The 21,150-nt window shown below is 45.6% G+C and carries 20 protein-coding genes and 1 riboswitch; of the genes, 15 read left to right on the top strand and 5 right to left on the bottom strand.

Annotation, left to right across the window (positions count from 1 at the left end; translation table 11 throughout):
• The first annotated feature begins 9 nt into the window (after window positions 1-9).
• The 5 genes from NLX82_RS09150 (at window position 10) to NLX82_RS09170 (ending at window position 4,623) form a co-directional block, all read left to right on the top strand.
• On the top strand, window positions 10-969 hold the full coding sequence (locus NLX82_RS09150; protein ID WP_254348199.1) for an RluA family pseudouridine synthase: 960 nt from the start codon (window positions 10-12) through the stop codon (window positions 967-969).
• A 43-nt stretch (window positions 970-1,012) separates the two neighbouring features.
• On the top strand, window positions 1,013-1,378 hold the full coding sequence (locus tag NLX82_RS09155) for an arsenate reductase family protein (protein WP_254347861.1): 366 nt from the start codon (window positions 1,013-1,015) through the stop codon (window positions 1,376-1,378).
• A 72-nt stretch (window positions 1,379-1,450) separates the two neighbouring features.
• Window positions 1,451-2,347 carry a 5'-3' exonuclease gene (locus NLX82_RS09160; RefSeq protein ID WP_013309415.1) on the top strand — a complete coding sequence of 299 codons (897 nt, stop codon included), beginning with the start codon at window positions 1,451-1,453 and terminating at the stop codon, window positions 2,345-2,347.
• 223 nt (window positions 2,348-2,570) lie between these two features.
• Window positions 2,571-3,449 (top strand): ROK family protein, encoded by an 879-nt coding sequence (locus NLX82_RS09165; protein ID WP_023987786.1) that lies wholly within the window; start codon window positions 2,571-2,573, stop codon window positions 3,447-3,449.
• 166 nt (window positions 3,450-3,615) lie between these two features.
• Window positions 3,616-4,623, top strand: coding sequence for an HRDC domain-containing protein (locus NLX82_RS09170; protein ID WP_023987787.1), 1,008 nt, complete (start codon window positions 3,616-3,618; stop codon window positions 4,621-4,623).
• Between the two features lie 160 nt (window positions 4,624-4,783).
• On the opposite strand, the gene corA is transcribed toward NLX82_RS09170, so the two are convergent.
• Window positions 4,784-5,719 (bottom strand): magnesium/cobalt transporter CorA, encoded by a 936-nt coding sequence (gene corA / locus NLX82_RS09175; RefSeq protein ID WP_023987788.1) that lies wholly within the window; start codon window positions 5,717-5,719, stop codon window positions 4,784-4,786.
• A 551-nt stretch (window positions 5,720-6,270) separates the two neighbouring features.
• A riboswitch (SAM riboswitch) is annotated at window positions 6,271-6,396 on the top strand.
• Between the two features lie 118 nt (window positions 6,397-6,514).
• Here corA and metA point away from each other — a divergent pair.
• The 4 genes from metA to mqnC all read left to right on the top strand — a co-directional run bounded on the left by metA (window position 6,515) and on the right by mqnC (window position 11,483).
• Entirely contained in the window at window positions 6,515-7,432 is a 918-nt protein-coding gene (gene metA, locus NLX82_RS09180) for a homoserine O-acetyltransferase MetA (protein WP_068940112.1), read from the top strand.
• 124 nt (window positions 7,433-7,556) lie between these two features.
• A complete protein-coding gene (locus tag NLX82_RS09185) occupies window positions 7,557-8,741 on the top strand; it encodes a PLP-dependent transferase (RefSeq protein WP_023987790.1) in 1,185 nt (394 codons plus the stop codon).
• A complete protein-coding gene (locus NLX82_RS09190; RefSeq protein WP_028542955.1) occupies window positions 8,738-9,916 on the top strand; it encodes an aminotransferase class I/II-fold pyridoxal phosphate-dependent enzyme in 1,179 nt (392 codons plus the stop codon). Before NLX82_RS09185 ends, NLX82_RS09190 begins: the two co-directional genes overlap by 4 nt.
• Before the next feature lie 433 nt (window positions 9,917-10,349).
• Complete coding sequence (gene mqnC, locus NLX82_RS09195; RefSeq protein ID WP_023987792.1) at window positions 10,350-11,483, top strand: cyclic dehypoxanthinyl futalosine synthase; 1,134 nt, start codon at window positions 10,350-10,352, stop codon at window positions 11,481-11,483.
• Window positions 11,484-11,579: 96 nt separating this feature from the next.
• On the opposite strand, the gene NLX82_RS09200 is transcribed toward mqnC, so the two are convergent.
• The 4 genes from NLX82_RS09200 to NLX82_RS09215 form a co-directional block, all read right to left on the bottom strand.
• Window positions 11,580-12,443 carry a YitT family protein gene (locus NLX82_RS09200; RefSeq protein ID WP_075153969.1) on the bottom strand — a complete coding sequence of 288 codons (864 nt, stop codon included), beginning with the start codon at window positions 12,441-12,443 and terminating at the stop codon, window positions 11,580-11,582.
• An 84-nt stretch (window positions 12,444-12,527) separates the two neighbouring features.
• The gene (locus NLX82_RS09205) at window positions 12,528-13,754 is read right to left on the bottom strand and encodes a cation:proton antiporter (protein ID WP_025723303.1); all 1,227 of its coding nucleotides are present in this window, start codon (window positions 13,752-13,754) and stop codon (window positions 12,528-12,530) included.
• 4 nt (window positions 13,755-13,758) lie between these two features.
• The gene (locus NLX82_RS09210; RefSeq protein WP_025723302.1) at window positions 13,759-14,253 is read right to left on the bottom strand and encodes a cation:proton antiporter regulatory subunit; all 495 of its coding nucleotides are present in this window, start codon (window positions 14,251-14,253) and stop codon (window positions 13,759-13,761) included.
• 207 nt (window positions 14,254-14,460) lie between these two features.
• The gene (locus tag NLX82_RS09215) at window positions 14,461-14,856 is read right to left on the bottom strand and encodes a hypothetical protein (RefSeq protein ID WP_025723301.1); all 396 of its coding nucleotides are present in this window, start codon (window positions 14,854-14,856) and stop codon (window positions 14,461-14,463) included.
• A gap of 240 nt (window positions 14,857-15,096) precedes the next feature.
• On the opposite strand from NLX82_RS09215, the gene NLX82_RS09220 reads away from it, so the two are divergent.
• From NLX82_RS09220 to NLX82_RS09245, 6 genes are all read left to right on the top strand, one after another.
• Window positions 15,097-15,978 carry a putative sporulation protein YtxC gene (locus NLX82_RS09220; protein ID WP_075153970.1) on the top strand — a complete coding sequence of 294 codons (882 nt, stop codon included), beginning with the start codon at window positions 15,097-15,099 and terminating at the stop codon, window positions 15,976-15,978.
• Window positions 15,979-16,039: 61 nt separating this feature from the next.
• Window positions 16,040-16,615 carry a 3D domain-containing protein gene (locus NLX82_RS09225; RefSeq protein WP_075153971.1) on the top strand — a complete coding sequence of 192 codons (576 nt, stop codon included), beginning with the start codon at window positions 16,040-16,042 and terminating at the stop codon, window positions 16,613-16,615.
• Window positions 16,616-16,699: 84 nt separating this feature from the next.
• Window positions 16,700-17,008 (top strand): hypothetical protein, encoded by a 309-nt coding sequence (locus tag NLX82_RS09230; protein ID WP_023987799.1) that lies wholly within the window; start codon window positions 16,700-16,702, stop codon window positions 17,006-17,008.
• Window positions 17,009-17,203: 195 nt separating this feature from the next.
• Window positions 17,204-18,790: a S1C family serine protease gene (locus NLX82_RS09235; RefSeq protein WP_023987800.1), complete on the top strand. Its 1,587-nt coding sequence runs from the start codon at window positions 17,204-17,206 to the stop codon at window positions 18,788-18,790.
• Between the two features lie 149 nt (window positions 18,791-18,939).
• A complete protein-coding gene (locus NLX82_RS09240; RefSeq protein ID WP_013309432.1) occupies window positions 18,940-19,629 on the top strand; it encodes a response regulator transcription factor in 690 nt (229 codons plus the stop codon).
• Window position 19,630: 1 nt separating this feature from the next.
• Window positions 19,631-21,109 (top strand): sensor histidine kinase, encoded by a 1,479-nt coding sequence (locus NLX82_RS09245; RefSeq protein ID WP_013309433.1) that lies wholly within the window; start codon window positions 19,631-19,633, stop codon window positions 21,107-21,109.
• The last annotated feature ends 41 nt before the right edge of the window (window positions 21,110-21,150 follow it).

The raw sequence follows: 21,150 nt of genomic DNA on the forward strand, positions 1-21,150 counted from the left end.
GAATTTGTGATGAGCTTGTACTATGAACCTATCGTATATACGATCCCTCCTGAGGAGGAGGGCATGCTGTTGAAGACTATTTTACAAAAACGTATGAACATTTCTCGAAAGTTAATATCCAAACTCAAGCTGACCGAGCAAGGTATTATGCTGAACGGGACACGTGTGTACATCAGCGTTAAGGTAAAGTCCGGGGATCAAGTAGAAATTCGCATGGAGCGCGAGCGTTCTGATGATATTTTACCTGAACCCATTCCTTTTGAGATATTGTTTGAGGATGAACATTTGTTAGTGGTGAACAAGGCGGCGGGTATGATTGTCCATCCGACTCACGGTCATTACACAGGAACACTGGCTAATGGGGTTGTGCATTATTGGCAGGCCAAGGGAGAACTGTTCCGGTTTCGTCCTGTTCATCGTCTTGATCAAGAGACGACGGGTGTGCTGGTAGTAGCCAAAAATCCGTATGTACACCAGCATATTTCTGAGCAGATGATTGCGGGAACGGTGGATAAGCGCTATACGGCTCTGGTGCATGGGCGTCCTGAGCTGCAGGAAGGTAAGGTAGACGGACCAATTGACCGCAGCCCGGATAATCCGCATTTACGTATGGTGACCCCGGATGGTTATCCTGCCCTTACGCTGTATAAGCTGGAGGAAGTGTGGAACGGGGGAAGTCGCATCGGACTAAAGTTGGAATCCGGGCGTACGCACCAAATTCGAGTGCATATGACTTATATCGGTTGTCCGTTGATCGGAGATAAAATGTACCGGATTACACCCGATGATGCTGCGCAACGTGAGCGATATGATCAGCTTGATGCCAGGATGCCTCGACAAGCCTTGCACGCCTTAGAGCTTTCCTTGGAGCATCCTGTAACCGGGGGGCGGCTGACGTTCTATGCTCCTCTACCTGAAGATATGGCTGAAATGCAGGAGCTATTAAGAGCGCAATATTTTTCAGAATAAAATATAAATAAGCTATCAAAACCAAATGGAGGTTAATCTAGCGATGAGCCAACTGAAAGTATATCAGTATTCTAAATGCAGTACCTGTCGTAATGCAGTGAAATGGCTGCAAAACAAGGGACATGAGACGGAACTTATTCCTATTTTTGAACAGCCGCCCGGCCCGGAGGAATTGGAAGATTTAATTCGAAAAAGCGGGCTGGAGCTGAAAAAGTTTTTTAATACAAGCGGTGAGGTGTACAAAGAGCTAAAGCTGAAAGATAAACTTGGAGACATGAGTCGTGAAGAGCAAATTTCGCTTTTATCCTCGAGTGGTAGATTAATCAAACGCCCGATTGTAACCGACGGGAACAAAGTAACGATAGGATTCAAAGAGGAAACATTTGAGGGCACATGGGAAGCTCAATAACGCCCAATTTACACTCACGATATGTTATACTGTGGGGGTTAAATATTATGATGAATGGGAGCAATACAATCTGTGACACAACGCAATGAACAATCCGTAATGCTGGTTGACGGCATGGCCCTGCTATTTCGCGCTTATTATGCAACCGCCGCAAACGGTTATATCCGTCGTACAAAAGCTGGGGTGCCAACGAACGCCATATATGGTTTTATTCGATATTTTTGGGACGCAGTCCAAACGTTTAATCCTACACATGTCATTTGCTGCTGGGATATGGGCGGAACGACATTCCGTGGGGAACATTTTGCTGCGTATAAAGGAAACCGAGCCGACGCACCGGATGATTTGATTCCCCAATTTACATTGATTCGTGAAGTGACGGACAGCCTCGGCATTCCCAACATTGGAGCGGAAGGCTTTGAAGCCGATGATTGTATCGGTACGCTTGCACGTCATTATTCGCAAAATGAGGACATGGATGTAATGATTCTCTCAGGAGATCATGATTTACTTCAATTAGTGGATGAGCGGACACGGGTCATTATTATGAAAAAAGGGCACGGCAATTATATGGTATACACCCCGGAGACCCTGCTGACTGAAAAAGGGCTTAAGCCACGTCAAGTGGTGGACCTTAAAGGCCTGATGGGGGATGCAAGCGATAATTATCCCGGAGTACGAGGTATTGGCGAGAAAACGGCACTCAAGCTGGTTCAGGAATACGACTCTATTGAGGGCATTCTGGAGAATCTGGATCAATTAACACCCTCGGTCCGTAAAAAAATTGAGAGTGATTTGGATATGCTGCATCTTTCACGCAAACTTGCTGAAATTCACTGTGGTGTACCTGTAGCATGTGCTTTGGATAGCTGTCTGCTGACGCTGGATCACGTGCAAATTGTAGACAAGTTTGAGCAGCTTGAAATGAAAAGCTTGTGTACATTGATGGGTGTCGCAACCGGATCTTAATGAAGCTGTTAGGCTTGGTACGTACAATTCAGGTAAAGTAAGTAATATAGGGATGCTGACGCTTGATGCGTTAGTGTCCTTATTTGTATACCCATATGTCGACGGAGTTATATAGTCATGTGAAGGATTATATACAATTGCGATAAGGGGATTGACCTCAGGTACATTTCAGGTGAATATAGTGGAGAGAGAACCGGATTATCGAAAGGGGACAACAGCAACTATGACAGTATTGGGAGCAATTGAGGCAGGCGGTACCAAATTTGTATGTGGAATTGGCAACGAACGTGGAGAGGTACTGGAACGGGCGAGCTTTCCAACAACCACCCCAGCAGAAACAATGGAGAATGTCATCGCATTTTTTGAAGGCAAGGGCATTGAAGCATTGGGCGTAGGCTCGTTCGGGCCGATTGATCCTATCGAAGGTAGTGATACATATGGCTATATTACAACAACGCCAAAGCCACATTGGGGAAATTACAATCTGATTGGCAAACTGAAAGAGCATTTTGATGTGCCTATGGGGTTTGACACGGATGTGAATGGAGCAGCACTTGGTGAGTCTATTTGGGGTGCCGCCAAAGGATTGGACAACTGTCTGTATATTACGATAGGTACAGGCATCGGGGCGGGTGCTTTGGTTGGTGGAAAGCTGATACATGGATTATCCCACCCGGAAATGGGGCATATTCTGGTACGTCGTCACCCAGAAGATACTTACGAGGGGACATGTCCTTATCACGGAGATTGTTTGGAGGGACTGGCAGCAGGTCCTGCGCTCGAAAAAAGATGGAAGGTTAAAGGACATGAGCTTTCTGTCGATCACTCGGCCTGGGAAATGGAAGCGTACTATCTGGCACAGGCTTTAATGAGCTATGTATTAATCCTGTCACCGCAAAAAATTATTATGGGCGGGGGAGTGATGAAGCAGGACCAACTGTTCCCGCTCATTCGTACCAAGCTTCAAGAACTTTTGAACGGATACGTACAGCATTCGAGTCTGGCAACAGATATTGAGCAATATATCGTATCTCCGGGATTGGGTGACAATGCTGGATTGTGCGGTGCTCTGGCATTGGCAAAGGAAAAGCTGAATCATTAGAATTTATGGTTGACGGCACTCCAAGGTACGGTTATTATATAGGCAACAGTATAGTACGGCTCAAAAAGGGAAGCACCTTTCTTGCGAATACGCAGGATGGGTGCTTTTTTTTGCGTTTTTGTGTTGTGCGGGACTGTCTTTCAACGATATGAGGGAGGAAGAAATCATGGATATTGTATTTTTAAATCGCTTGTCCAAACGAAATGAACAGGGCTATGAGGACTTTGCTCAGGTATGGATTGGGCAGCATGAAGGGGGATGGAGTGCAGGCTGGAGCACACAGCATGTCCCGGATGAAAGTATAGACGACCTTTGGTATGAGGGCAGCTTGTGGCAGGAATTACTACATGTATACCGTCATGAGCTGGCGCTCAAAATGGCTGAGGGCTATAGGCCCTTAATCCATGGCGTATTTCATGAGCAAGAAGGATCATCAGGACGAGGACAAACGCTGCAAAAGCTGTATTGCTACAGTGATTTGTTTCCACGTGATGAAGTGTATGAGCAGTTGACGATGTGGAGACGGCAAAAGGCAGCAACGGAACGAAAAGCACCTTATTTTATCGCTACGAATCGGCTGCTTCGACTCATTAGCGTCTATCTTCCCCATACCGAAGAAGAACTGTTGGAACTGCCTGGTATGGGGCAGGGTAAAGTGTCGCAATATGGGACGGAGCTATTGGCTATTACGACACAAAATGACCGGACCACACCATTTCCGTTAAACTGGGTAACAGAGACGCTGGAAGAAGAAGTTTTTTTGTCATGGCTATACAAGCAAAAAGAGAACCAGTACAGGCAGGAGCTGAACAAATTCAGCCTAACTAGAACGATTATCGAAGGCATTTCGGACGGTCTTTCACTGGAGCATATCGGAATGAAGACAGGTTTGCATCGTAGAGAGATGATTGAAGCTGTGGAGCATTTGGACAGGGATGGCATTGATATGGAGAAGCTGATCCGCAAGGAATTGGTGAATGTATCTGAGGAAGAGCAGGCAGCCATCTGGTCTGCTTATGAAGAGTTGGGGGATGCGCTGCTCAAGCCCGTCATGCTGAAAGTGTATGGGGAAGAAAAGGCAACCGAAACAGGACTGGATCAAATTTACGAGCGTCTGCGTCTGATCCGTATACGGTTTCGTCATCAGCAGGTACCCGACCGACATGTTGGATAATATAGAACTGATTGAATAAAGCTGAAGTATTAAAGTACATTCAGGGTTCAACATACTAAAAAGCAGCAGCGAGTTCCACACAGGACACGGCTGCTGCTTTTTATGACCAAGCTGAAAATCGAAAAAAGTATCCAACTCGGTACTTTTCCCCCTGTTCTTTTTAAACCCAGTCTTTCTTGCGGAAAATACAGAACATACTGACACCTAATGCCACCATAATACCAATGACGACAAAATAGCCATAACGTGTATGAAGCTCAGGCATATTATCGAAGTTCATCCCATATATTCCGGTAATGACTGTCAATGGCATAAATACGGTCGTAATTGCCGTAAACACACGCATAATTTCATTGGCACGGTTGGCGATACTGGATTGATAAGCTTCTCGAAGGTTACCCATCAAGTCGCGGTAAGTTTCAAAAGTCTCCGAAATTTTCACAGCATTTTCATAAATGTCGCTGAAATATTTTTGCAATTGATCGTCGATGAGCCGCAAATCCCGTTTGTTCAGGGTATTGATGACTTCTTTTTGTGGACCCAGCACTTTTTTCAGCCACAGAATCTCACTTCGTAAGCCGATGATTTCGTTCAAATGCGACTTTTTCGTATGCATTAGAATATCTTCTTCCAGCTTCTCAATGCGGACCTCAATCCGGTCACCAACCAGAAAATAGTTGTCAACAATCAAGTCGACCAACAGATACATAAAACGGTCAGGCTGGCTGACTTCTTGCTCCCACAGCATAGGCTTGAGGGTACGAAGCTCATTTATTTTCTGCTTGGTCACCGTAATGATAAAATGGCGGCCGAGAAAAATGTTCAAAGCTCGCAAAAATATTTCTTCATCATCAAAACGAATGCTATTTACAACGATAAAATAATGGCTTTCATAAATTTCAATCTTCGGACGCTGTTCTTCTTCACTCAAACAGTCTTCTACTGCAAGATCATGCATGGAAAATAAAGGCTGAAGCACTGCCAAATCATCGACATCGGCATCAATCCAATAAAAACCTTCTGCCGGTGCAGTAAGCGCCATTTCAATTTCTTCGACAGGGGTAAAAACCCCGTTGTTGACCAAACGGATTTTCATATATGTCACTCCTTATGCTCCGTCGTAACGGAAATACGTTTACCTTAAGCATAAGGAATGGACTCAGTTAGCCAGTTAGCCGGTGCGGGTAAGCGTGCACTCCCATCAAAAGCCGGAGGCTTTTGGAGCATGCAGAGCCTGGCGTCCCGTCTTTCGGCAAGCTGAAGTCATTCCTATGCTGTTGTTCAGGGATCGCCGCCTATTCGGACTCGGGTCGCCTTCCATTCCGGATTCACCTCTCAAATGTTCTTTTTTAGATTGCCACAGTATCGCAGGAAACACTCAAATCTGCACTACTGCTCCATATTTTTGCCTAATAGCACTTGTATAGTATAACGCTCGGCCTACGGCCTTTCAAGCGCAAAATCATGGGCTAAATCAACAGTAGTGGCAAGAGCTTCAACGATAGGAGGGATATGATTTAACCTATGGAAAAGGTAGACAAAATGTGAATGCAGGGTACAAATTTAAAAGTCCCATCTTGACGAAGCCCAGCCGATGCATTAAAGTGAACAACAAGAACTTTGTGAACCCAAAATGAATATAGCGAAATCTTATCAAGAGCAGGTGGAGGGACTAGCCCGATGATACCCGGCAACCGGCGATTTTAATCGCACGGTGCTAATTCTTGCAGGACGCGCGCTTTGTACAAAGAGCGTTGCCCTGACAGATGAGAGAGGCGCATATGGATACAAATATGACCTTTCTCTAACCTGAGAAAGGTCTTTTTATTATATGCCCGACATCTCAACAAGACGATTTTCGCAAAACTTACCGAACAAGGAGTGAGTTTACATGCCGATTAAAATCCCAGACACGCTACCTGCCAAGGAAGTGCTGGAGGGCGAAAATATTTTCGTAATGGATGAAAGCTTGGCTTATCATCAGGATATTCGTCCGTTGCGTATCGCCATTTTGAATTTAATGCCTACAAAGGAGACGACGGAAACCCAACTGTTGCGCTTGGTCGGCAATACGCCGCTGCAAGTGGACGTCACGCTGGTGCACATGAAATCTCATGTATCCAAAAATACATCGCAAGAATATTTGAACATGTTCTATAAAACGTTTGACGAGATCAAGAACAGTCGTTTTGACGGCATGGTCATTACAGGAGCCCCGGTTGAACAGCTTGAGTTTGAGGATGTTAACTACTGGGAGGAGATCCAGCAAATCTTTGAATGGACGAAAACGAATGTAACTTCGACCATGCATATCTGTTGGGCCTCACAGGCAGGCTTATACCATCATTTCGATGTCCCTAAATACGGGCTCGACTACAAATGCTTTGGCGTATTTCCACACACCGTGATTAAACCTAAAGTAAAATTGCTACGCGGCTTTGATGAATTGTTTTATGCTCCTCACTCCAGACATACGGAGGTTCGGCGGGAAGATATTGATCATATTACCGAATTAGAAGTTTTATCCGAATCCGAGGAGGCTGGAGTGTACCTCGTAGCCACGCTTGACGGTAAACAAATTTTTGTAACTGGGCATTCTGAATATGACCCGCTTTCCCTGAAATGGGAATACGACCGCGATGTGGGCAAAGGAATGGATGTTGAAGTCCCCAAAAATTATTTCCCTAATGATGATCCCAAGCGCACACCACCCTCAATCTGGCGGGCACACGCCAATTTATTATTCTCGAATTGGCTGAACTATTATGTATACCAAGAAACACCTTACGATATCGGGCCCCAGATTTAAAAAGGGGCTTGTAGTTTACCCTTGTACAGTACCACCTTGCAGTAGCGCAGCAGTATAGTCTTTGACATCCATTTTTGCAGGATATGTTATAGCACCCACTATGGAAGTTAACAGGAGGATTCATATGAGTGAGAAACAGTGGAAAATCGAAAGCAGATTGGCACAAATCGGTTCAGTAGAGGAGCCAGTAACCGGGGCTGTTAATTACCCGATTTACCAATCTACGGCGTTCCGCCATCCCCGTCTAGGTCAAAGCACAGGATTTGATTACATTCGGACGATCAATCCCACGCGAAAGGTACTGGAAGAGGCTTCTGCTGCACTTGAATCTGGTGATGCAGGTTTTGCATGTAGCTCAGGTATGGCGGCGCTGCAAACGGTATTTGCATTGTTTGGACAGGGAGATCACCTCATTGTATCGCTGGATCTGTATGGCGGGACATATCGCTTGCTGGAGCGTATTTTATCTAAATTTGGTGTAACAGCAAGTTATGTGGATACGAATGATCTTGAAGCACTCGAACAGTCATGTCGACCGAATACCAAAGCTGTATTCATAGAAACACCTACAAATCCGTTAATGATGATCACTGATATTCGAGCGGTTGCCGAGTGGGCATCACAACATCAGTTGCTTACCATTGTAGATAATACGCTGCTAACCCCATATTTCCAGCGGCCATTGGAGCTGGGCGCGGATATTGTGGTACATAGCGCAACCAAATATTTGGGCGGACACAACGATGTGCTGGCAGGGTTGATCGTAACCAAAGGCAAAGAGCTATCGGCTGAAATTTCCTTCCTGCACAATTCCATAGGGGCCGTGCTTTCCCCGAGCGACTGCTATCAGTTGATGAAGGGGATGAAGACGTTAGCGCTGCGTATGGACCGACATCAGCATAATGCAACAGTGCTATCTAACTATTTACTGACGCATCCGGCGGTGGCGGAAGTATTTTATCCAGCTCTCGAAGGCCACCCAGGTCGTGAGATTCAAAATAAACAATCCAGCGGAAATACGGGTATCTTCTCCTTTAAAGTAAAGGATGCTCGTTATGTGGAGCCTTTGCTTCGTCACATTAAGCTCATTGCGTTTGCGGAAAGTCTCGGCGGTGTGGAATCATTAATGACCTATCCCGCTGTGCAGACACATGCGGACATACCAGCAGAAATTCGGGATGCAGTCGGGGTAGATGACAGGCTGTTGCGTTTCTCCGTCGGCATTGAGCATACAGACGACCTAATTGAAGATTTGCGTTCGGCGCTGGAAGCGGCACGTCAAGAAGTAGAAGGAGGGGAGCAGCAATGATAGAGGATGCGAGAAGGATCGGCCAGGATCTGGACAAAGAGCGGAAGTTCGCTACCAAGCTGCTGCATTTCGGCTCTGAAATTGACAGTGTTACGGGGGCTTCGAGCGTCCCGATCTATCAAGCTTCTACCTTTCACCATCATGATATTTTTAATCCTCCACAGCATGACTATAGCCGTTCAGGTAATCCGACACGACAAGCTTTGGAGGATTATATCGCCTTATTAGAAGGCGGAGCTAGCGGTTTTGCCTTTGCATCAGGTATGGCGGCCATCTCTACTACATTTATGCTCTTGTCTGCTGGAGATCATGTCATTGTTTCAGAGGACGTATATGGAGGAACATATCGACTGCTGACCTCCATTTTGAAACGGATGAATATCGAAACGACCTTTGTTGACATGACGGACCTCAACCTTGTGAAAGAGGCGTTACAGGAGAATACAAGGGCTGTATATATGGAAACCCCGTCCAATCCGACACTCAAAATTACCGATGTAGCAGGAATAACCTCTTGGGCACAGGATAACGGACTTTTGACGTTATTGGATAATACTTTTATGACACCTTATTATCAACGTCCGATTGAGCAGGGTGTCGATATTGTATTGCACAGTGCGACCAAGTTTCTGGGCGGACACAGCGATGTGCTGGCAGGACTTGCGGTAGCACGTACCGAATCGCTGGGGAGACAAATCAAGCAGCTCCAAAATGGACTGGGTACCGTGCTGGCTCCGCAGGAGTCATGGTTGCTCATGCGCGGTATGAAGACACTGGAGGCTCGTATGGCTCACAGCGAAAAGAGTGCAGCAAAGCTCGCCAATTGGCTGAACGAGCGCAACGACATTGAGGCGGTGTACTACCCGGGTCTGGAGAATCATCCAGGACGTGAAGTTCATGAGCGTCAATCCAGCGGCTATGGTGCAGTGATATCGTTTGATGTGGGTTCTGGTGAGCGTGCAAAAGAAGTCCTCAGTCGCGTACGTATTCCAATTGTAGCGGTGAGTCTGGGAGCTGTGGAAAGCATCTTGTCGTATCCGGCGATGATGTCACACGCGGCTATGCCCCATAGTGTACGATTGGAGCGCGGGATTACGGACGGATTACTTCGTTTCTCCGTAGGTCTGGAGGATATTGACGACCTGATTAGTGATCTGGATGAGGCGCTGCGCTAGAGCGTTAGCACATCAGTAGTATCTTTGTCGTTTTCAGGCAGGGAGCAAATATGTACAGTACTAAACAGCAAGTTTCCATTCATTCAGGAGGCTTGCTGTTTTCTATAAGAATGACATGAAGGACAGTGTGAAAAAATGCACTTTTCAGTTCTGTTTTCCTATTTCTTGTCTATATGCAATGTTGAGATAAGCTTGGCAGTTGCCTGTTTTCCTAGGTGAAAAGCAAAAAGAAGCGGGAATAAGTATGGTTCCTTACCTAAAGATATGTTAGTATTATCATTAGGTTTTACTATGCTAAATAGCACAGACAACATACAAGGCCAGTCATGAACATACATTACGGCAGGGTTCGAACGCAGGTTTGTGAAAGCATTCTCGTTCATAAGTCCTGTCTTTCATTTCGTCGCCCTGTGACAGCGAAGGAGGATACACCATGAGTGTAATCGACCATATTTTAGATAAAGCCCTACGCGGCGAACGCCTGAATTTAGAGGATACCGTTGCTTTGTTCGAATCAGATGAGGTAGAAAAAATAGGTCATGCGGCGAATAAAGTTATGAATCGCATGCACCCCGATCCCATTAAAACCTTCGTCATCGGACGAAATATTAACTATACGAACGTATGTGACGTATATTGTCGCTTCTGCGCTTTTTACCGTAGACCGGGTTCTGATGAAGGTTATGTTTTGCCGGACGAGGTGATCTTTCAGAAGATCAAGGAAACGCAGGATGTAGGTGGCACCGAAATTCTAATGCAAGGCGGTGTGAATCCGAATCTGCCGTTCAGTTATTATACGGATTTGCTGAAAGCTATCAAGGAGCGTTTTCCCGATATTACGATGCACTCCTTCTCGCCAGCTGAAATTCACAAAATGAAGGAAAAATCCGGTCTATCCATGGAAGACACGATTCGAGCCATTCACGAAGCTGGATTGGATTCGCTTCCGGGTGGAGGCGGAGAAATTTTGGATGACCGCACACGCCGGAAAATTAGCCGTCTCAAAGGCTCTTGGCGTGATTGGATGGATGTGATGCAAACGGCTCATAAGGTTGGGATGAACACGACTGCTACGATGGTTATCGGCTTTGGTGAGTTGATGGAGGAGCGTGCGCTGCATTTGTTGCGTGTTCGTGATGCTCAGGACGAATGCATTGAAAACAAATATAATTCTGAAGGATTTTTAGCCTTTATTCCTTGGACCTTCCAGCCAGACAACACCAATTTGAAGAAGGAACGCCAGACGCCGGAGGAATATTTGAAGACCGTTGCGATCAGTCGTCTTGTATTGGATAACATCAAGCATATTCAGTCTTCATGGGTAACCATGGGACCTGAAATCGGTAAAAAATCGTTGTACTACGGTTGCGATGATTTTGGCAGCACCATGATTGAGGAAAACGTAGTTTCTGCTGCAGGCGCAACGTATAAGGTTAACATCGAATCCATTTTACAGTTGATCCGCGAGACGGGTCACGTTCCGGCACAGCGCAATACCCGTTATGATATTATTCGTACTTTTGACAGTGCCAGCAGTATTGAACATGATTTTATCATGCAAAATTAATATCCGTTAATATATTGTTAATTACAAAACGCTTATCCATCACTAATCTATGTACAAGGATTAGTGTAGATAAGCGTTTTTTGATGTGTTACTTTGCTAAGCTTTCCATCGTTTCATATACATGATCTCAGCCTGCGGGTCTGCCATTTGGATGACTGCCTTAAAGCGCTGCAAATCCAACAGATGAACGCTGTAAACGATGACCATTTGTTCTTTTTTATCCTCAGATTCGCTTTTAATCTTGCCCTCTATCTGGGCAGAGTCTACAACAGGCGTGCTGTGTATACGCAGCATGCGATATATGGCATCTTCGATGGTTTGCTGCTTCTTGCTGACTACACAAACCATACGCGTCAGACCGGTAAACATCAGCCGGGTCGTTTCATAGGCAGCGAGGCAGGATAAGGCTGAATAGAGAGCTGGCTCCCAGCCTAGCACAAAGCCAGCCGTAATGAGCAGCAGACCATTACATAGCATAACAATCTGTATTAACGGAATCTTGCGATGTGTTAGCAATAATGTGGATGGACGGCCATCGTCTGACTCGTTAAGTCCTAGTGAATCGAGCAGACCACCGTGACGAGCTGCCAGCCCTGCGCCAAGCCCTATACAGATTCCGCCGCCCAAAGCACATACGACCGGATGGCCGCTCACTGCCGGAAAAGGCGAAAGAATGATGGCTGAGCCCGAAAAGGCGAACAAGCCGGGTAGTGCACGAAGCAGCATGGGTTTGTGAGTAGACAGAGAATACAGCAGCATGAGTGGCAAGTTCAAAACGAATAGCAGTAACCCAAAATGCTCCTGTGTATAAAGCGACATGAGTCTGGAGATCCCCGTGACGCCTCCAGCGATCATATCATGCGGATGCAAAAACAATTCCAGACCGACGGATGCCGTAATTCCGCCAATCACCGTATAAAAGACAGGGAACCTGCTCGCATCTCCTGAAGCGGGCTTCACAAGCCGCCTCATAGAGTTTCGGCATGTTTTACAGCGTGCGGCATAGCCTTCCCTCCTATGGATTGTCGTATCCAGCTTTTACAGTTACGCCGAGTTACTTTCTTCCTTTCGTAGGCGGGGGTCCTTGAACTTAAATATTTTGTTTAACATATTAAAAATAGGTTTTGACTGCTTTGTCAGAAGTGGTCCAAGAATCGCCAGTATGAGTACATAGATGGCTGCAAAGGGTTGAACAATATCAAGCAAACCGCCTTCTTTACCCAAGTTGGCCATGATAATCGAAAATTCACCCCGTGCCACAATGGTCAGGCCGATATTTGCTGACGCTTTGGGAGATAAGGAGGCTGTACGCCCAGCCAGCATTCCTGCCCAAATGTTACCAAACAACGTGAGGATGACTGCTACCAGTGCAAGCCATATCGCGTTTCCTCCCAGGGACAGTGGATCAATGGATAGTCCAAAGCTGAAGAAAAACAGGGCGCCAAAGAAATCGCGGAAAGGAACAATTAAATGCTCGATCCGTTTGGCGTGTTCCGTTTCGGCTAGTACCAGACCGACTAACAGGGCGCCGATAGCTTCCGCCACATGAATCGTTTCCGAAAAACCAGCCACCAGAAACAGAGAGCCGAAAACAACAAGTCCGAATACCTCATTGGAGCGAATACGGAGAATCCGATTTAACAGAGGGACGGCCTTACGGCCGATAATAATGACTGCAAGCATAAAGCCTAGCGCGATTAGCGCTGATAGCAGCACACCCCCGAGCGAGGATGAATCGCTAAGAACCAATCCGGAGAGGATGGAGATGTATACGGCGAGGAAAACATCCTCGAACATAATAATGCCCAAAATCATTTCAGTTTCAGCATTGGCGGTCCGCTTGAGATCTACCAGCACCTTCGCAGCAATAGCACTGGATGATATTGTTGTAATTCCGGCGATAACCAGTGTCTCTGCTACAGGAAAGCCGCTCAGGAAGCCAAGAGCCAGCCCCAGTGTAAAATTGATGCCAATATAAATGGTACCGCCCACAGCAATGGAACGACCTGATTTAATTAACCGACCTACTGAGAACTCGAGACCCAAGTAGAAGAGAAGAAACAGCACTCCGATTCTTCCCATAAAATCAATAAATGGGGCGCTTTCGATAAAGCGAAAATCAAAATGCCATAGCTCCATCGCATGCGGTCCAACTGCCATTCCGATCAGGATATAAAAAGGGATGACCGAGAAGCGCAGTTTGGAGGAAATAAGTCCGGCTGCAGCGATGAGAGCAATAGCCAATCCAACCTCAAATACCAGATGATCCATCCAATCACCCGCTTCCGTTCATAAGGATTTGTTTAAAGCGTTTTTGCTGATCGCGTTCCCCAACAACGACTACAGTGGCATCATCGTTAATAATCACTTCAGGACCAGGATTTACATATTTCTTTCCTTTTTTCTCCACAATGGCAATAACAGTGGCTCCCGAATTTTGCCTTACATCCAGCTCACCGATGGATTTGCCGACACTTGCATAATGAGATTCCACTCTATACCATTCGATAATAAAATCGTCAAACGTCATTTCTACACTTTCAAGCTGTTTGGGCTTATAGGTCATACCACCGATGATGGAGGCTACCAATCGCGCTTCCTGATCATTCAGGGTTGTCATAGAAATACTTTGTTCCAGATCCTCGTAATCAAAGTGATACAACTCGCGCCTGCCATCATCATGAATAATAATGACAATTCGGTCGCCGCTCTCTGCATCTATTCGATACTTAATCCCGATTCCTGGCAAAATAGACTCTCGAATATCCATTTGTAAAGCCTCCTGTATGATACGTTATTTAAATGAATGGTATGGGAAATAAATCACATACTTTGGGAGTGACATGGAAACTTTCTTTTTGTATTAAATTTTATAAATTAACATAAAAAACCGGATAAATAGACTTTACGTATTACACTTATTGGGAAAGGTTAACAAATAGACATGCAAATGTGGTGATGTGCATGCAAAGGGAGGTTAAGCCACATAACTAGAGGTGAATTTGATGGGGAACAAGTACAATTGCTTCTTTAGTTTGCAAATGACAGGAATAAAAGGCAGACGTAGTTTAGGGATGCTCAATAGCAGCACAAGCGCTATCAAAATGACAAAGGGAAGTGATTTGGCCGCAGCGATCACCAGATGAAGTAAAGGGGAGGACTTGCGTATAGCTGGTTTGGAATGATGCTCCAGACCGTGAGAGTCTGTTTCTAACGAGGAAATATCAGCATGAGGCATAAGAGAAGATCCCGCCGTAAACTGAAGGGATTGAGTGGTGTCTTCCGCATGAAACGTCACAGGAAGGGACAAAATCTGAACGAGGCTCAATATGACGATCATGAATGTACGCAGCATGTTCAGCATCGTTGACATCTTATCTCCTCCCTCTTGTGAAAAATTCATATTACTATAACCTTAACATACCCCACCCTAAATATTCAAACGTCTTTCGGTTTTTTTCCTATATCACAGTAATGTTTATAACACGCCAACCGGCTTTTTGAAACCAGATCATCCTCTTTTGAATATGTCTTTCTGTTTCCAGTCGTTCACTTCGTATAACCCTTCAGAGGCCGCCATATACTGAAAGCAGTGATCGAAAGGAGTGAGCCAATGGAACTGTTTACAGTGTGGACCAATACAGACGGAGATCAGGAAACCGACCGGTTTTACGAAGTGGTCAAAAGTAGAACAAAGGGACTACATATGTCACGGCGCGGATTTCGATTCACTTTCAGACAGCTGGATAACAAAGTGGCATGGACCTGCAAGGGCACAGAAAGCAATTCGGCGTTTGAAAGCTTTCTCCCCTGTGTATACAGCATCATGTCTTCGGCAATAGCGGATTATATTATCGAAGTCAAGGAGTGGGGGCTGCTCAATCTCATTCTCACCAAAGCCTGTTCGTTGCTGGAGAAAGAGGATGCAGAGCAAATTCGCAGTATGATTCGTTCACTGTTAAACGATGATGGCCCCAGAGGTCGTTTGAAGCGTCATGGTAAGCTGACTACTCTCCTGGAGAAGGATTTCAAGGAGCTCCGTGTGATCAATTTGGAAGGACTGATTCAATTTAGGCTCCATGCGTATAAAAAAGAGCTTGAAGAAATCGTCGACTATGCTATGGAAGAATTCTGGGCAGATCGGCAATACGAAGAATTTATGGGGCTGCTTAAATATTTTGTTTTTTTTCAGGAAAGCAAAGTTCCGCTCGTACACGTACTTCACCAAGGCGGACATAATTTTACGATTCTGGATAGTGCCATGGTGCCCATACCGACTCCTGATGCAGATGACATCATTGTCGAGATGCCAGGCATTGAATTGGAAATGGAGGTCGAGGATCGAATCGTGAGCACCCTTATTTCGATTTCTCCTGCTTCCATTATATTGCACACAGACGATGAACACACCCCCATAGTGCGGACACTCCTGCATATTTTTGAAGATAAAGTGAAGCTGAGCAGACTTTATCCAGGTCAGGATGTTCAAAAATAATAATCTGTTCGTATAAACTAATGGATTTCTGGAAAGCCTTTGCCTCAAGGGGAGGTTTTTTATGAGATCCATGTTGGTATGGAAACGGATTTTGGGAACCGTGTTAATTGCAACCTGTCTGGTATTGCCCGGCAAAGAAGTTTACGGTCACAAAGAACCGATCCAGCATAAAAAATGGCAGTCCACACCTGTTTTAGCTCCACGCGAAGAGCAGGTTATTACGACCATGACGGTCACGGCAACAGGATATACAGCAGGCTATGAATCGACTGGCAAACGGCCAAGTCATCCCGGTTACGGTATTACGTATTCCGGTGTAAAAGTGCGTCGTGACAAGAACACACTGTCTACGATTGCGGCTGATCCCAAAACGTTTCCTTTGGGAAGCATATTGTACATTCCAGGTTACGGATACGGGATTGTAGCAGATACAGGTTCTGCGATTAAGGGCAATAAAATTGACTTGTATTTTAAAACAACCCGGCAGGTGTATTCTGAATGGGGCAAGAAAGATGTGGATGTTCAAATTATAAAAAAAGGGAACGGAAAATGTACAGAAAAGATGGTCAAATCGCTCCAAAAGGCGATAGAAACGCATAAAACTATTCCGACCGCGACACTGGATGCTTCCATATAATCCTTGAATATTGTTTTTTCCAACATCACATACTATGTTGCGGGATGAGCTTATCCCGCAAAACATACTGGGAGGTTGAGAATTATGCCAAATCAAGGCGGAAGTTCTTTCACGAACAAAGGCTTCAAGGCAAGCGCAGGAAATCAGTTCAAAGCGGAATTTGCACAAGACAATACGGTAGGTGTCGTTTCACAAAAGGTAAAGCAGTCTGAACAAAATAAAATTCAAGACAACTTTCAGACACCAAATGAGAAGTATGATGAAGAATTTGCAACAGAACAAGGCGGTACAGGCGCTGTAGCTCAAAAAGTTCAAAACTCCAGTCGCAACAAAGTTCAAAACAATGCTCAAACACCGAACGAAAAGTTCGACGAAAACTTTAACACGAAATAAAAAAGCATATACAATTGATAATGCTCCGGATTATATCCGGGGCATTTCGTTTTAAGTGAAAGTGAATAGGTACAATAGGTCTAAGGTTTTATCTCCTTTTTAATTGTTTTTAAGGTGGAATTAAGGTTTAAAGTGCAAAATAAAGTCAGTTAAACAACACCACCTTGAAGCATAGGGTTTGGGAGGAGATATACAATGGACGAATTTAAAAATAATAACTCCGGACGCCGGAACGACAACGATCAGGTTGATACCGATAATGCAACTCGGCAAAACGATTCGAACGGTTCCTCATATTATTATTCTTACGGCCCTTTTTCTTCAGTTCAATCGGACGGACAACGTAAGGAAGGGCAGTCGGTGGAAAAGGATGTTGAGATTACGCCACCACAGGCAGTGAGACCTCTTCCTCCCTCATACCATCGCGCTATGCCTGAGCAACAGGATGGTTCGGGTCGGAATGGTGGCAACTGGCAATTCAAACCGAATAAGCCCAAGTCGCAGGTGAAAACAATTTTCTTATCTTTTTTGGCTGGGATGCTGGTCATTACGGTATTGATGTACACAGCTGACCGAACAAATATGTTCACACCCGAGACGGCGTTAACTTCGGCGGCAGCTGAAAGTGGAGAAACGACTAATTCAGGAACAACCGGCTCGACTCCAAGCGCAGTTCCGGCTGTGATGCCTTCAGGTACCGCTGATGTTCAATCTGTTGTGGCTAAAGCTGGTCCTGCAGTCGTCAAAATCGAAACGCTTGCCAAACAAACCAGTGGCAGCAGCGGCAGACAAAGCAGCCCTTATTACAATGACCCGCTGTATCAATACTTTTTCGGTAATCAGTATGGTGACAGTGGCAGCAGCGGTAACAGTAATGAAAATGAAGGTAGCAACAGCGGGCAGCTGACTCCGCTTGGTATTGGTTCCGGTTTTATTTTTGATAAATCGGGTTACGTCCTAACCAACAACCATGTTGTTGAAGGCGCGAGTGTGGTTCAGGTTACAGTAGAGGGAACTAATAAGCCTTACGAAGCCAAAGTCTTGGGCAAAAATGCTGATCTTGATTTGGCGGTACTTAAAATTGAAGGCAAAAACAACTTTCCGACAGTAACTTTGGGTGACTCCGATAACGCTAAAGTCGGCGAGTGGATGGTCGCAATCGGCAACCCTGAAGGCTTTGAGCATTCGGTAACAGCCGGGGTGCTAAGTGCGAAAGAACGTACGATCACCATTAATAGTGAATCGACTGGAAAACCGACGCAATACAAGCATCTCATTCAGACGGATGCGTCCATTAACCCTGGTAACTCTGGCGGACCGCTGTTAAATCTGCAAGGGCAGGTTATCGGTATGAACGTAGCTGTTAGTGCAGACGCACAGGGAATCGGGTTTGCGATTCCGTCCAATACAATTTTGGAAGTCGTCGATAAGCTGAAAAATAACCAGCCTATCCCGAAAGAACCTGTACCTTTCATTGGTGCAAGTCTGTTAAATTTGAGTCCTGAAGTAGCCAAAGAATTGGGCACATCCCTAACCGAAGGCTCGGTAGTACGGGATATTATATACAAATCGCCAGCTTATCAGGCCGATCTGCGTCCTTACGATGTGATTATCGGAGCCAATGGCACGCCTTATAGCACATCACAAGAGCTGATCCAGTTCATTCAAAAACAAAAAGTGGGTACAGCACTGACGCTTAACATCGAACGAGCTGGGCAGAAAAAAGATGTTCAGCTGAAAATAGGCAACAAAAATGACTTTAGCTCGACGCTTCAGCAATAAGCTGATAACTCTACAAAAATGAACATGTGCACGCAAGAAACGGAAGGAAGATCCCTTCCGTTTCTTGCTGTATGGAGCAGCCAGATGCTACACGCGTCTACTCCTGCTACAATAGAGGGAAAAGAAGAGATAAAGGAGTTCGATCGTGTATGCGTTCTACTATTCTGATTATTGATGACGATGAAAAAATTGTTTCCATGCTACGCAGAGGGCTGGCATTTGAAGGCTATGAAGTGCTGACAGCCGCCAATGGAGCAGAGGGATTAAATAAAATGCTGACAGCTGAGCCTGATGTGGTCGTGCTGGATGTAATGATGCCGCAGGTCGATGGTTTTGAGGTATGCCGTCGCATGCGGGAGGGTGGAAGCACGGTACCTGTCCTGATGCTTACAGCCAAGGATGAGGTTGAGAATCGGGTTAAGGGCTTGGATCTAGGGGCCGATGATTATCTCGTCAAGCCGTTTGCTCTGGAGGAGCTGCTGGCGCGAGTGCGAGCGCTTTTGCGGCGTAAAACCGAACAACAGGACAATAACGGAAATCGGCTTACCTTCGAGGATTTACAACTGGATAACGAATCCCGTGAAGTGGTTCGTGGCGGCAAACGCTTGGAACTGACAGCCAAAGAATTTGAACTGCTCCATTTGTTCATGCAAAACCCCAAGCGTGTTCTGTCGCGTGATCTGATTATGGACAAAATTTGGGGCTATGACTATAGCGGAGAATCGAATGTGCTGGAAGTATATATTGCCATGCTACGACAAAAAACGGAGCAGGATGGCGGTAAACGGCTCATTCGTACAATTCGGGGAGCTGGCTATATTTTAAGAGGTGATGTGTAATATGTCTATTCGGTGGCGGCTGACAGCTTGGTATTCGAGCATCTTGGCTATTGTACTTGTCATTTTTGGTCTGGCTATTTACGGACTAGTATATTACTACACATATAATGAAGTGAAAAGTCAGCTTATGACTCAGGCGCCACAGATTAACAAGCAATTACGCCTTATTATTAAAGGGGGATTGTTTGAAGTCCCTAACCTGGATTTAGGATTGGAGCAGGGGCGTGGAATAGATGACTCACAGCTATATGTACAAATTTACAATTATACGTCCGGGGTTACCAAAACTACCCAAAATATGAAAGACCTCAATATCACCTTCCCTGTTCCATCTACAGCGGCAGGAGCAGTTCAAAATGAGGGGATTCGACGTGTGAACGTAAATGGGGATTCCTTTATGATTTATCAACAGCCCATTAAGTCCGAGGAGTTGGGGTTGGTGGTCGGGTTGCTACAGGTAGGACAATTCACGGGCTCTCAGGATCGACTCATGAACAGGTTACAAAATGTGCTTGTATACGGTTCGTTGTTTGCATTACTCGCTGCTGCGACCTCAGGTCTCTTTCTGGCTCGCAAGTCTATGAAGCCGCTGGTCAAGGTCATTGAGGGGGCAAATCAGATTCAATCCAGTAATGATTTGAGTGTACGGATTGAATATGACGGACCACCAGATGAAATTGGACAATTAATCGGGACGGTTAACAACATGCTGGGGCGTACAGAGGTGTTTTACAAGGAGCTGGAAGATGCGTACGGTGCACAGCGTCGTTTTGTGGCTGATGCTTCCCATGAGCTTCGTACGCCGCTAACGACGATCCGTGGCAACGTTGATTTTTTGCTCAAAATGTGGACTACCGAACCAGGAGAGCGACCGAATATGGATGAAGAGATGATTCGCGAGCTTTCTATGGAGGCATTAAATGACATGGCGGATGAAGGCAAACGGATGAGCCGTTTGGTGAGTGATATGTTGTCACTCGCGAGAGCGGACACAGGGAAAACGTTCGATAAGACTCCCGTTGCGTTGGAACCGCTTGTAAGTGAGGTTGCCCGTCGTGCTCAGTTTTTAGAGCGAACGGCCGAATGGAATGTGGGAGATTTTTCGTTGCTGAATGGTATTTATATGGATGGCAGCAAGGATTATTTGCAGCAAATGCTATTCATTTTCATTGATAATGCATTCAAATATACACCTGAAGGCACAGTCCGATTTGATGCCATTATTTATCAAGGACAGGTGGGGCTACGGATCAGTGATACGGGCATTGGAATGGATAAGAGTGAGGTTCCCTTTATTTTTGACCGCTTTTACCGGGCAGATGAGTCACGCGGGGTGACGGAGGGAATTGGGTTGGGGCTATCTATTGCCAAGTGGATTATTGATGAACATCACGGGTCTGTGGAAGTGGTTACGCGCCAAGGAGAAGGAACGACATTTGTCATCTGGCTTCCGGTCAGCTTTTCCGCGCCTTTGGAATAGGCTATAATAGGAAGGCAACTACATCATAGAATTGGCCGGTA

This window comes from Paenibacillus sp. A3M_27_13 (assembly GCF_024213315.1).
Lineage (GTDB): Bacteria > Bacillota > Bacilli > Paenibacillales > Paenibacillaceae > Paenibacillus > Paenibacillus polymyxa_B.